At 68.8% G+C, this 12,821-nt stretch carries 10 protein-coding genes; 6 read left to right on the top strand and 4 right to left on the bottom strand.

Going from position 1 to position 12,821, the window contains the following annotated elements; all coding sequences use genetic code 11:
* The gene (locus tag BUF17_RS14555; protein WP_073629885.1) at positions 1 to 450 is read right to left on the bottom strand and encodes a Crp/Fnr family transcriptional regulator; all 450 of its coding nucleotides are present in this window, start codon (positions 448 to 450) and stop codon (positions 1 to 3) included.
* Positions 447 to 3,128, bottom strand: coding sequence for an ABC transporter ATP-binding protein (locus tag BUF17_RS14550; RefSeq protein ID WP_073629883.1), 2,682 nt, complete (start codon positions 3,126 to 3,128; stop codon positions 447 to 449). The genes BUF17_RS14555 and BUF17_RS14550 overlap by 4 nt, the downstream gene beginning before the upstream one ends.
* A 309-nt stretch (positions 3,129 to 3,437) precedes the next feature.
* Here BUF17_RS14550 and BUF17_RS14545 point away from each other — a divergent pair, with 309 nt between their 5' ends.
* From BUF17_RS14545 to BUF17_RS14520, 6 genes are all read left to right on the top strand, one after another.
* Complete coding sequence (locus tag BUF17_RS14545) at positions 3,438 to 4,652, top strand: glycosyltransferase family protein (protein WP_073629881.1); 1,215 nt, start codon at positions 3,438 to 3,440, stop codon at positions 4,650 to 4,652.
* 126 nt (positions 4,653 to 4,778) lie between these two features.
* Positions 4,779 to 5,999, top strand: a complete 1,221-nt coding sequence (locus BUF17_RS14540) for a glycosyltransferase family 4 protein (RefSeq protein ID WP_073629879.1) — start codon at positions 4,779 to 4,781, stop codon at positions 5,997 to 5,999.
* 15 nt (positions 6,000 to 6,014) lie between these two features.
* Positions 6,015 to 7,133 carry a glycosyltransferase family 4 protein gene (locus tag BUF17_RS14535; protein WP_073629877.1) on the top strand — a complete coding sequence of 373 codons (1,119 nt, stop codon included), beginning with the start codon at positions 6,015 to 6,017 and terminating at the stop codon, positions 7,131 to 7,133.
* Entirely contained in the window at positions 7,130 to 8,278 is a 1,149-nt protein-coding gene (locus BUF17_RS14530) for a glycosyltransferase family protein (protein ID WP_073629875.1), read from the top strand. The genes BUF17_RS14535 and BUF17_RS14530 overlap by 4 nt, the downstream gene beginning before the upstream one ends.
* Complete coding sequence (locus tag BUF17_RS14525; protein ID WP_073629873.1) at positions 8,275 to 9,036, top strand: polysaccharide deacetylase family protein; 762 nt, start codon at positions 8,275 to 8,277, stop codon at positions 9,034 to 9,036. The genes BUF17_RS14530 and BUF17_RS14525 overlap by 4 nt, the downstream gene beginning before the upstream one ends.
* 155 nt (positions 9,037 to 9,191) lie before the next feature.
* A complete protein-coding gene (locus BUF17_RS14520) occupies positions 9,192 to 10,490 on the top strand; it encodes an arsenic transporter (protein ID WP_073629871.1) in 1,299 nt (432 codons plus the stop codon).
* A gap of 129 nt (positions 10,491 to 10,619) precedes the next feature.
* Here the strand turns inward: BUF17_RS14520 and BUF17_RS14515 are convergent, their stop codons facing one another.
* Both BUF17_RS14515 and BUF17_RS14510 read right to left on the bottom strand, forming a co-directional pair.
* Positions 10,620 to 11,798: an ABC transporter permease gene (locus BUF17_RS14515; RefSeq protein WP_073629869.1), complete on the bottom strand. Its 1,179-nt coding sequence runs from the start codon at positions 11,796 to 11,798 to the stop codon at positions 10,620 to 10,622.
* Positions 11,795 to 12,820 carry an ABC transporter permease gene (locus BUF17_RS14510; protein WP_073629867.1) on the bottom strand — a complete coding sequence of 342 codons (1,026 nt, stop codon included), beginning with the start codon at positions 12,818 to 12,820 and terminating at the stop codon, positions 11,795 to 11,797. Before BUF17_RS14510 ends, BUF17_RS14515 begins: the two co-directional genes overlap by 4 nt.
* Position 12,821: the final 1 nt, after the last annotated feature.

The following is a 12,821-nucleotide window of genomic DNA, read 5'->3' as shown; positions in this document are numbered from 1 at the left end:
CTAAGACTGCCTGCCCACGTGCGCGAGATCCCGCGTCGTCCGTTCGAGACGATGAGCCAGCACCCGCATCACTTCCAGACCCATCTCGGGGAATCGGGTCAACATCTTGAGAAAATTATCCTTCGATATCGCGAGCGCCGTGACGTCGGTTGCCGCCACGACCGAAGCGGTGCGCGGCACGTCGATCAGGATCGAGATCTCGCCGACGATGTCGTGCTGGCGCACCTCGGCGACGGCGCGCTCACCCTCGCCGGTGCGGATGACGACGTCGGCCTTGCCGGACAGGATGATATAGGCCGTCTCGCCGCGCTCGCCCTGCTGGCAGAGCCGCTCGCCCTGCCGGAAGCGGATCCGTTCGCTGATATAGGCCAGGAGACGCAGCTTCGCCGGATCGATGCCGCGGAACAGCGGCACCCGCTTCAGGGCGTCGACTTCGATATCCAGACTCACGCGCCGGCCTCCCCAATCGCCACGGGGCGTTCCTCGGCTTCCTCGGGGGCGCCCTTGACGTCCGCGCCCCCGTGCTCGGCCATATCGGCTCCCGTCACCGTATCGTAAGACCCGCTGGACACCAAGCGTCCGTCCAGCATCCGTATGTAGAGATCGAACGCCGCCGGGATAAGACCCGGCTCGGCGCCGATCACAAGGGTCCGCCCTTCGCAGCGTTCGCGCACGAACGACAGCGTCTGTGGATCGAGATCCAGCACGTCGTCGAGAACGATTGTCGGCACATCCTTCATGAGCGCCCGGGCGATTCCGATCTTGCGGCGCTGGCCGGCGGTCAATCTGGCACCGGCGACGCCGACCTCGAAATCGAGCGCGGCGCGCACCACCGGCGCCCGGAGGCCGAGCGCCGCGACGGTCTCGCGCACGAACTCATCGGTGCGCTCGCGGGCGCCGCGCCGGTCGGCCCTGACCTTGCCGAACAGGAGGTTGTCCTCGATCGAGAGCGAGGAGATATAAACCTCCGGATCGAACGGCACGTAGCGTCCGTCGGCGGCAGGCAGCACCTTCTCGCGGAACAGGTCGCGCCCGGCGATGACGCGCTCGATCAGCGACGGCGTGAGGTCGAAGATGCGGTGGCGCGCCGGAACCACGCGGAAGGCAAGTCCGATCAGATCGTTGCGGTCGAGGCTGTTCAGGCCGTCCAGGCTGTCGCCCTTCACCTTCTTCAGCCGCGCCTCGTAGGCCGGCAGTTCCTCGGCGGTGAGGAACGAATAGGAGCCGACGAAGGCGTCGTCGTCGCGCATGGTCGAGAACAGTTCGATCATGGTGCGGGCGACGGCAATGCCGACATGGACGAGATCGTCCGCGAGGTTCGCCTCCGCCAGGAACCGCGCGACGAGCGGGTCGTGCGGGATGGAGCCAAGGGAGGTCGCCGGATCGGACGGCAGCGCGAACAGGATGTTCTCCGCAATCGTCGCGCTGTGGTTGATCTCGCGCGGGTTCCAGAGTTCCACGAGATCGGCGAGGTTCGGGTCGGCCTCGACACGCTCTCCGATGGAGCGTCGCACCGTGATGATGGCGTGCACGAACTCGCTCGAGGCATCGGGCGAGATCCGGGCCTGAAGGCCGATGCGGTAGAGGTCCTCGCGCAGCCCAAGATGCTCGAGGATATCGATGATCTTCTCCTCGAGCCCTTCCATGTTCTCGACCCCGGCGCGGGCGAAGTCGTCCCACGGCGCGTCGAACTCGTCGGTGGTGCTCGCGGTCGCTTCGGCTTCGGCGCGGCGCTTCGCCAGCGTCTCCTCCGGCATTTCCGGCGGGCCCATCGGCTTGTGGCGCAGGCCATAGGCCACGTTGGTGCGGATGGTGGTGTTAAAGAGGTAGGGGCTTGAGGACGAATAGGCGATGGAACGGCCGAGCATGGTTTCGGCGACACTTGAGAGATCGCGCCCGCCGATCTCGACGCGCCCGACCTGCGGCGCCAGCAACCCGGCCAGCATCTGAAGGGCCTCGGTGCGCCCGCTGGTGTCGTCGCCGACGAGAACGGCGTGACGGCCGCCCGGGATGGAGAACGACACGTCGCGCACCTCCGGGCTCGTCGCGGTGTGGCCCCCCGTGGCGTTGACGAGGGCGACGTCGCCCTTCAGCCTTTCGCTGCCGTCGTCGTCGTCGCGGCTCATGCGGTTCACCGGATAGATCTCCGGCGGATCGAAGTTCTCGACGATGGTCTCGTACTTGACCGAGACGTTCGCCATGTCCTGATAATAGTTCAGGAGTTCCAGCCACGGCGCGGCCAGGTCCTTGTAGGCTGCGAGCACCGCGACCAGAGCGCCGAACGACATCTCGCCGTTGATCACCAGCAGGCCGCCGATCAGATAGAACATGAACGGCGGAAGCTGGTTGAGGAAGTTGTTGACGAACTTGATCATGTACTTCCGCCGGAAGATGGCGAAGCGGATGACGAAGTTCTCGTAGAGCCGGTCCGAGATGTTGGCGACGTGCCAGGCGCTGGTGCCGTTGGCGTGCATGTCGACGGAGCCGCCGACGGTCTCGCCGATGCGATCGGAGATGCGGCGGATGTTCTTGATGCGCTCGCGCGACAGGATGATCACCCGCCTCTGGAGCTTGGGGATGATGTAGCCCTGCACCGGATAGAGCGCGATGGAGGCGAGGCCGAGCAGCGGATCCTGGATGAAGATGAAGCTGATATAGACGAGCAGCGTGCCGCCCTGGAACGCCGGCACCGCGATCGAGTCGCCGATGAAGGCGCCGAGGTCCTCCACCTCCGCGGTGACCATCGGAATCAGCTCGCCGCTCGACACCTTGCGGAAATGCGCCGGCCGGAAGCGGACGATCTGGGAGAACAGCTGGAATCGCAGGCGCCGCAGCATCCGCTCGCCGACAAGGCCCTTGTAGATATTGAGGACCAGCTTGACGACGTTGTTGAGGACGACGAGCCCGAGAAAGCAGAAGCAGAGCACGATCAGGTACGGCACCTGGTCGAGCTCGAATCCATAGAAGGTGCGCGGGAACTTGTCGCCCTGCAGGGCGTCGTTGACGATCAGCTTCGGCAGTTCGAGCGAGGCATAGACCAGCGGGAACGACAGGACGGTGATCAGGACGATGATGATCTGCTGCCGCTTGCTGTACCGCCAGATGAAACCGAAAAGCGTCTTCTTCATTCCCACGCCTTGCATTCGTCCGCCCGCCGCCGCCACGCGGGCGCCATGGCGGCACTATAGCGACAGATTGCCGGCTGTCGCGCCTCGATTGCGGCCACTCTTTACGTAGTTCAGCCGGGAGGTTAGGGTCCGAACGCGTTCGCGTTCATCCGCTTCGGGGAGAGCCGGCGCCATCCGGTATATCCGGCCGGACGGTCATCGCGCCGCCGTGCCATTCGCCGCCGGGCCACTCATGGATATGGGATGCGGCGGCCCCGTCGGGGATGCCTTGCCCCAGATCGTCGCCACAATCGGAGCGGGACGAGCCACATGCGGGCCTCGACGCCGAGAATATTGATTTATAGCCACGATTCGTTCGGTCTCGGCCACCTGCGTCGCTGCAGGGCCATTGCCCATTCGCTCGTGGGCAGCATGTCCGATCTGTCGGTGCTGATCCTGTCGGGCTCGCCGATCATCGGCAGCTTCGACTTTCGCACGCGCGTCGATTTCGTACGTATCCCCGGCGTGATCAAGCTGCGCAACGGCGAATATACGTCTTTGAGCCTGCACCTCGACATCGAGGAGACGCTGGCGATCCGGGGCTCCATCATCGAGCACACGGCGAAAGTCTTCCGGCCGGACATTTTCATCGTCGACAAGGAGCCGCTCGGCCTGCGCGGCGAGGTACGCGGCACGCTGGAACGGCTCAGCGGCGCCGGCACCCGGCTCGTGCTCGGCCTGCGCGACGTGATGGATGATCCCGGCGTGCTCGCCGAGGAGTGGGAGCGCAAGGGCGTCGCCCAGGCGCTGGACGATCTCTACGACGACATCTGGATCTACGGTCTCGGCGACATCCACGACCCCCTGCAGGGTGTCGGCGTGTCGGAGGCCGCGCGCGCCAAGGCGCTGTTCACGGGCTATCTGAAGCGCGATCTGCCGGCGGCGGCCGTCGCGGCGCCGTTCCGCTCGCCGTTCGGCGGGGAACCCTACATCCTCGTCAGCCCCGGCGGCGGCGGCGACGGGGTGGAACTGGTCGACTGGGTGATCCGCACCTACGAGGCCCATATCCGGCCGTTGTTCCCGGCGATCATCGTGCTCGGCCCGTTCATGGACCCAGAACGGCAGGCCGCCTTCGCCGAGCGCGCGGCGAAGGTACGTGATTTGCACCTCATCACCTTCACGCCGCAGATCGAATCCATCATGGCGCAGGCCACCGCCATCGTCGGGATGGGCGGATACAACGTGTTCTGCGAGATCCTGTCGTTCGACAAGCCGACATTGCTTGTTCCGCGCGTAGTGCCGCGCCGGGAGCAGGCGATCCGCGCCTCGCTCGCCACCGAGGCCGGGCTCGCCCGTGTGCTGCCGATCGACTTCTACCCGGATGTCCACGCCATGGCGGACGCGCTCGCCAGCCTGCCTGGCCAGCCGCCCCCCTCGATGGCGGGCATCCCCCACCTTCTCGGTGGGCTCGACGTCATCAACGGGCGTGTGAAGGACATCCTTTCCACCCGCCAGGGGCCGCGCCTCGTGGCGGCGGCCGGCTGACGCGGCAGGGCTGCGGCCCGGAGGCCGCAGCGCCGCTCCGACGACCCTTTCGGACCATGAACCACCCTCTCCTGCCCGCCGTCCGGACGCGGGCCTGATGATGCCGCAACGGGAAGGAACCGACGCTTGGGCCGTATCGCAATCGTCGTGAAAGGCTATCCGCGGCTGTCGGAAACCTTTGTCGCCCAGGAAATCCGCGGCCTCGAACGCCGGGGCATCGAGGTGCTGATCGTCTCGCTGCGCCGCCCGACCGATGGAGCGGTGCACCCGATCCACCGCGAGATCGAGGCCGACGTTCTCTACCTGCCGGAATATCTCCACGACGATCCGCCCCGCGTCGCCGCGGGCCGGGCCTATGCGCAGGCGCTGCCGACCTACGCCGCGATGCACGCGGCCTTCGAGACCGATCTCGCCCGCGACCGTTCGGCGAGCCGCTGGCGCCGCCTCGGCCAGGCCTGCGTGCTCGCCCGTGAGCTTCCGGCGGATATCGAGCACCTGCACGTGCATTTCCTGCACACCCCCGCCTCCGTCACCCGCTACGCGGCGATGCTGCGCGGCCTGCCGTGGTCGTTCTCGGCTCACGCCAAGGACATCTGGACCTCGCCGGCGTGGGAGCTTCGCGACAAGATCGCGGGCGCGGAATGGGGCGCGACCTGCACCGGCGCAAATGCGGCCTATCTGCGCTCGCTCGCCGACGATCCCGCGAAGGTGGAACTCGTCTATCACGGGCTCGATTTCAGTCGCCTGCCGGCGCCGCCGGACCGGAGCGACCGCGACGGCGCGGTGCGCATCCTCTGCGTCGGCCGGGCTGTGGAAAAGAAGGGCATCGACGACGCGCTGCGCGCGCTCGCGCGCCTGCCGGCAGGGCTCGACTGGCGGTTCGAGCACATCGGCGGCGGGGCGCTGAGCGAACGGTTGAAGGCGCTGGCCGAACGGCTCGGCATTGCCGACCGCGTGGCATGGCGCGGCGCGCTCGCCCAGACCGACGTGATCGAGGCTTACCGGCGGGCGGACATCTTCATCCTGCCCTGCCGGGTGACCCGCAACGGCGACCGCGACGGGCTGCCGAACGTGCTGATGGAAGCCCAGTCCCAGGGCCTCGCCTGCCTCTCGACCGAGATTTCGGCGGTGCCGGAGATCATCGAGCAGGACAGGACCGGCCTGATGGTGCCGGAACGGCGGCCCGACCTTCTCGCCGGTGCGCTGGAGCGGCTCATCACGGACGCCGAATTGCGCCGGCGCCTCGGCGAGACGGCCTCCCGCGTGGTGCGCGAACGGTTCTCCACCGACCCGGGGCTCGACCGCATGGCCGCGCTCCTGCGGCACCGGGCGGCCGTGGCCGCCTGATCCCGTTCCGGTCCGATGCGCATCGCCCTTCACACGCCGCTGAAGCCGCTGTCGAGCGAGGTGCCTTCGGGCGATCTCGCCATGGCGCGGCTGATGGTGCGCGCGCTCGGCGACCTCGGCCATAAGACCGTGCCGGCGACCTCGTTCGTGTCGTGGGCGGCGGTGCCCGATGATGCGCGCGACACCGCGCTCCGCGCCGGGGCGTCGGCAGAGATCGCCCGCCTGCTCGCACCGCAGGCCCCGCATTTCGATCTCTGGCTCACCTACCACAACTATCACAAGGCGCCCGACCTGATCGGCCCCGCGGTCGCCGCCGGCCGCCGCATTCCCTATGCCATCGTCGAGGCGAGCCGGGCGGCGAAGCGGGCGACGGGACCATGGGCCACGCGCTTCACCCTCGCCGACGGCGCGCTCGCCGCGGCCGATGCAGTGGCAGCGATGCACGAGGGCGACCGGGAAGGCCTTGCCGCCGTGGTCGACGCCGGGCGTCTCCACGCCCTGCCGCCCTTCATCGATGCCGTCCCGTTCGCAGCCGTGCCCCGGTTGGATGCCGACGGCGGGCCGGTCCGGCTGATCGCGGTCGGCATGATGCGGCCGGGCGACAAGGTCGCCTCCTACCGCGTGCTCGCGAACGCGCTCGCCCGGCTGGAAGACCGGCCCTGGCACCTGACCATCGTCGGCGACGGACCGGCGCGCGACGAGGTGCGAGCCCTGTTTCCTCCCGACCGGGTGCGTTTCGCCGGTGCCGTTCCGCCGGTCGCCTTGCCGGCGCTCTACGGCGACGCGGACATCAAGGTCTGGCCGGCGATCAACGAGGCCTACGGGCTCGTGCTGCTGGAGGCGCAGGCGGCAGGGCTGCCGGTGGTCGCCGGCGACCGGGATGGCGTCGCCGCCATCGTCCGCCCCGGCGAGACCGGGCTGCTGGCTGCCGAGGGCGATGCGGCGGGCTTCGCCGCGGCGCTCGCCACTCTCATCGACGACGGAAGCCTGCGCCATCGCATGGGAGTGGCGGCGCGTCGCCATGTGCTCGCCCGCCACGACCTCGCCGCCGGACGGGCCGGGCTGACCGCCCTTCTCGCCGGCGCGACGACGGTTCACCGCGAGCGAACGGCGCGCACGGAGCAATTGCCATGAAGGCGCTCATCCACGTCCAGCACCTGCTCGGCACCGGACACGCGGTCCGCGCGGCGGCCATCGGCCGGGCGTTGGCCGAGGCCGGCGTCGCCGTCACCCTCGTCACCGGCAACCGCCTGCCGCCGACGCTCGACACCGGCGGCCTCGCCATCGAGCGGCTTGCGCCGGCCCGCGCGGCCGACGCGAGCTTCGCCCGCATCCTGAACGAGGCCGGCGCGCCCATCGGCGATGCGTGGCGGGCCGAACGGACCCGCGTGCTCACCGCCATCGCCCAAAGGGTCGCGCCGGACATCCTCGTGACCGAGACCTTTCCGTTCGGCCGCCGGCAATTCGCCTTCGAACTGGAGCCGCTGATCGAGACCGTCCGCGCCGCCCGGAGCGGCGCGCTGGTCGCCTCGTCCGTGCGCGACATTCTGGTTCGCAAGGAGGATCTGGCCAAGGAACGCGCCATGGCCGAGACGGCGGCGAGGCTCTACGATCTGGTGCTGGTGCACGCCGATCCGTCGTTCGTCCGCCTCGAAGACAGCTTTCCGTTCGCCGGCGAGATCGCGGACCTGATCCGCTACACCGGTTTCGTTCACACGCCTTCGGCGCTGGAACCGGCGGGTGAGGACGGCCGCGACGAGGTGGTGGTCTCGTGCGGCGGCGGGCCGGTGGGCGGGCGGCTGATCGAGGCCGCGCTCGGCGCGCGCGCGCTTTCCCGGCGGGCCGGAGATGCGACGTGGCGCATTCTCGTCGGCCATGAACACGGCGGGGCGATGCTCCGGGCGCTTCAGGCGCGGGCCGGCGCCGGCACGATCGTCGAACCGGCGCGGCCGGACTTCGCGCGGATACTCCACCGGGCTCGGCTCTCGGTCAGCCAGGCCGGCTACAACACCGTGCTCGATGTGCTCTCTGCCGGCTGCGCCGCGGTTCTGGTGCCGTTCGCGGAAGGCCGGGAGACCGAACAGAGCCAGCGCGCGCAGTTGCTCGCCGCCCGCGGGCGCGCGACGGTGCTCGAAGAGGCGGCGGTCGATGCCTCCAGCCTCGCCGCCGCCTGCGATGCCGCCATCGCCGCCGGCCGCCCGCCCGCCACGACCGTGGACACCGAAGGCGCCCTTCACAGCGCCGCCATTCTGATCGAAGCCGCACGGAAGCCGAGATGACGGATGCACCGCCTGCCACGCCCGCCGCATTCGCGGCCGGCTTCCGCGCCCTGCTCGACGACGTGGCGGCGGCCGGCCGCACCGTCTCGTTCTGGTGGCGTGACGACGATGCCGTGGAGCCGACGCCGGCCCTGGAGCGGCTGATCGGTATCGCGGAGCGTCACGGCGTGCCGCTGGCGCTGGCGGTCATCCCCGCCGGCGCGACAGAGGCGCTCGGCGCGCGGGTGGAGCGCACGCGGAACACGTACGCGATCCAGCACGGCTGGAGCCACACCAATCACCAGCCGGCCGGCAGCCGCGCGGCCGAACTCGGCGACGCCCGGCCCGTGGACGCGGTGCTCGCGGAACTCGTCGCCGGCCGGGCGCGGCTGGAGACGCTGTTTCCGCAGCGGTTCCTGCCGGTACTGACGCCACCCTGGAACCGCATCGCGCCCGCCGTCGCCGAGCGGCGGGGCGAGGCGGTACTGCCCGGGCTTTCCGCCTTCGGTGCGCTCGACGGCGCGCCAGCCCGGGTCGACACGCATGTCGACCCGATCGCCTGGCGCATCGACCGGGGCTATATCGGCGACGCCAAGGCGCTTGCCATCTCCGGCGAGCAGATCACGGCGCGGCGGGATGCGGCGGCCCCCATCGGCCTTCTCACCCATCACCTCGCCCACGACGATGCCGTGTGGACGTTCGTCGAGGCGTTCGTTTCAGTCGCCGCCTCCCACCCGGCCGCGCTCTGGCCGGACCTGCCCGCGCTGTTTGCAGCCTAGCCGCGCGCCCCGAGGGGAGCGCCGTCGATTTCCCGCGCCCTGCCGTTTCGGCATCCCGGCCACCTGGCAGCCTTCCGGGCGGGATTGCGCCGGACCGGCCGTTGTGGTCGATGGTGCTCCGCTCATCTCCTCCAACGCAGACAGGTAACCGGGCCATGGCCCTCGATCCGGCACTATTCGGCGCGGAGACCCTGACGGTCGGCCGCACCACCCTCGCGGCCTGGACCATCGCCGCCGTGGCGACGGCGGGCGTGATCGTCCGTCCCTGGCGACTGCCCGAGGCGATCTGGGCCGCCGCCGGGGCGCTGCTTTTGGTGCTGCTCGGCCTTCTGCCCGCCGACGACGCGCTCGCCGGCATCCTCAAGGGCACGGACGTCTACCTGTTCCTGATCGGCATGATGGTGCTGGCGGAACTGGCGCGGCAGGAGAAGCTGTTCGACTGGCTAGCGACCGTCGCGGTGCGCCACGCCAAAGGCTCCGGGCGCCGGCTGTTCGCCCTCGTCTACGGCGTCGGCATCGTGGTGACGGTGTTCCTCTCGAACGACGCGACGGCCGTGGTGCTGACGCCGGCGGTCTATGCGGCCGCGCGGGCGGCCGGCGCGCCGGCACTGCCCTATCTGTTCGTCTGCGCGTTCATCGCCAATGCGGCGAGCTTCGTGCTGCCGATCTCCAACCCGGCGAACCTCGTCATCTTCGGCGACCGGATGCCGCCGCTCGCCACATGGCTCGCGACCTTCACCCTGCCCTCGATCGCCGCGATCGCGCTCACCTATATCGCGCTGCGGCTGATGCTGAGGCGCAGCATTCCCGCCACGCTGGCGGCGACGGTGCCGGAAACCCGGCTGACGCGCGAAGGCCGGCTGGCGGCGATCGGCATCGGCTGCACGGCGCTCGTGCTCATCGCCGCGTCCGCCCTGGGCTGGGAACTCGGCCTGCCCACCTTCCTCGCCGGCATCGGCACCGCCACGGCGATCCTCGCGGTCGGCGGGCGCTCGCCGCTGCCGGTGCTCAGGCATGTCTCCTGGAGCGTTCTGCCGCTGGTGGCCGGGCTGTTCGTGCTGGTCGAGGCCCTGCAGAAGACCGGCGTGATCGGACTTCTGGCGGGCGTCGTCGCGCATTTCGCGGCCGAATCGATCGCATGGACGGCGGCGGGAGCGGCGGTCGCCGTCGCCGTCGCGTCGAACCTGATGAACAACCTGCCGGTCGGCCTGATCGCCGGCTCGACGGCCGCGGCGGTGGGGCTGCACGATCACATCGCCGGCGCGGTGCTGATCGCTGTCGATCTCGGCCCGAACCTGTCGGTGACGGGCTCGCTCGCGACCATCCTCTGGCTCACCGCGCTCCGGCGCGAAGGCGAGCACGTCGGCGCGTGGCAGTTCCTGAAACTCGGCCTCGTGGTGATGCCGCCGGCACTCGCCGGCGCGCTCCTCGCCCACGCGCTGACCGCTCCCTGAGAACCCTTCCGGTCGGATGGACTGATCCGATCGGAAGGAAGCGCATCGGCTTCAAGAGCCTGAAGATATCCTATTCGTTCAGGTCGCCCTGATCCGAACGGGACATGTTCCGAGATGCGGTCCTGCGGCCTACTTGTAAGGGTCGGCCGCGTCCCGCATGCCGTCGCCGAGGAAGTTGAAGGCGAGCACGACGATGATGACGGGGATCGTCGGCGCCATCAGCCACGGATAGACGGTCACCGCCGTGATGTTCTGCGCCTCGTTCAGCATCACGCCCCAGCTCACCGCAGGGCGCCGCAGGCCGAGACCCAGGAACGACAGAGCCGTCTCGCCGAGGATCATGCCGGGGATCGCCAGCGTGGCCGAGGCGATGATGTGGCTGGTGAAACCCGGCAGCAGGTGGCGCAAGATGATGCGCCGCGGCGAGGCCCCCATCATCACGGCCGCGCGGGCATAGTCCTCCTCACGCAGCGCGAGCAGCTTGGAGCGTACCGCGCGCGCAAGGCTCGGCCAGTCGAGCAGCCCGAGGATCACGGTGATGCCGAGATAGATCAGCACAGGGCTCCACGTCACCGGCAGGGCGGCCGACAGCGCCATCCACAACGGCAGTTCGGGAAGCGAGCGCATGATCTCGATCAGGCGCTGGATGGCGGTGTCGACGAAGCCGCCGAAGAACCCAGCGATGCCGCCAAAGAACATGCCGAGCACGATGGAGATGGCGACGCCGACGAGGCCCACCGTGAGCGAAATCCGCGCGCCGTAGATGAGGCCGGAGAAGATGTCGCGCCCGAGACGGTCGGTGCCGAGCGGAAAGAACGTGCCGCCCTCTGCCGGGCAGACGAGATGGAAGCGGGTTTCGACTACGCCCCAGAACGAATAGGGGCTGCCGGAACAGAAGAAGCGCAGCGGCTGCACGGCGGTCTCGTCGACCTCGTAGACCCACCGCATCTCGTCCATGTCGACGCGCGCGTTCAGCCCGTAGACGAAGGGGCCGACGAATTTGCCGTCGTGGAACAGGTGCAGGCCCTGCGGCGGCGCATAGAGATGATAGTTGTCGCGGTCGCTCGGGGTATAGGGCGCGATCACGCCGGCGAACGGCACGCACAGATAGAACAGGATCAGGATGACGCCCGACCACACCGCCACGCGGTGGCGGCGGAAGCGCATCCAGATGATGCTCCACTGCGATGCCTGATAGAAGCGCTCCTGCTCCGGCGTCAGAATCTCCGTCTCCGCCGGATCGAACGGACGCGGATCGACATAGTGGGGCGTGCGCGGCCCGGGCGTCGCGGACACTTCGGAACTCATTTACGCACCTTTCCGCCGAGACGGATGCGGGGATCGAGCACGCCCAGGAGGAGGTCGGAGATCAGCATGCCGACCACCGTGAGGAGCGCCACGAACATCAGGATGAAGGCCGCGAGGAACTGGTCGAGCGAGCGCAGCGCATCGAGCAGCACCGGACCGACGGTCGGAAGGTTGAGCACCACGGAGACGATGACCGAGCCCGAGACGAGCGACGGCAGCAGGTGGCCGATATCGGCGATGAACGGATTGAGCGCCATCCGCAGCGGATATTTCACCAGAAGCTTGCGCTCGCTCAGCCCCTTGGCGCGGGCGGTGACGACATATTGCCGGTGAATCTCGTCGAGCAGGTTGGCGCGCAGCCTGCGGATCATGCCGGCGGTTCCCGCAGTGCCGATCACGATCGTCGGCACGATGAGGTGACCCAAGATCGACATCGCCTTGGCCCAGCTCCATGGCGCATCCACATAGCGCGGGTCCATCAGCCCGCCGATGGAAAGCCCGAACCAGCGGTTGGCGAGATAGAGCAGGATGAGCCCGAACAGGAAGTTCGGTACGGCGAGCCCGATATAGCCGATCAGCGTGAAGCCGTAATCGCCCCAGCTATATTGCCGTGTGGCCGAATAGATGCCGATCGGGAACGACACCACATAGACGAACAGCACCGTCGCGAGATTGAGGATGATCGTCAGCGGCAGGGTGGGGCCGACCACGTCCGCGACGGGCTTGTCGTACTCGAACGACCAACCCCAGTTGCCCTGAAGCAGCCCGTCGAAGCCGTGCGGCCCCGGCCAAGCGCCGACCCAGATCAGGTAGCGCTCGAGGAACGGCCGGTCGAGGGAGAACTCCTTGCGCAGGAACTCGACCTTCGCGATCGAGGCCGCCTCGCCGGAGGAGCGCAGTTCCGCGATCTGGTTGGACAGATAGTCCCCGGGCGGCAACTGGATGACGACGAATATCAGGAAGCTGATGACCGCGAGCGTCGGGATCATCGCCAGCGTGCGTCTGATGATATAGGCCAGCATG

The organism is Pseudoxanthobacter soli DSM 19599, assembly GCF_900148505.1.
Lineage (GTDB): Bacteria > Pseudomonadota > Alphaproteobacteria > Rhizobiales > Segnochrobactraceae > Pseudoxanthobacter > Pseudoxanthobacter soli.
This window is presented reverse-complemented; position numbering and strand designations above follow the sequence as displayed.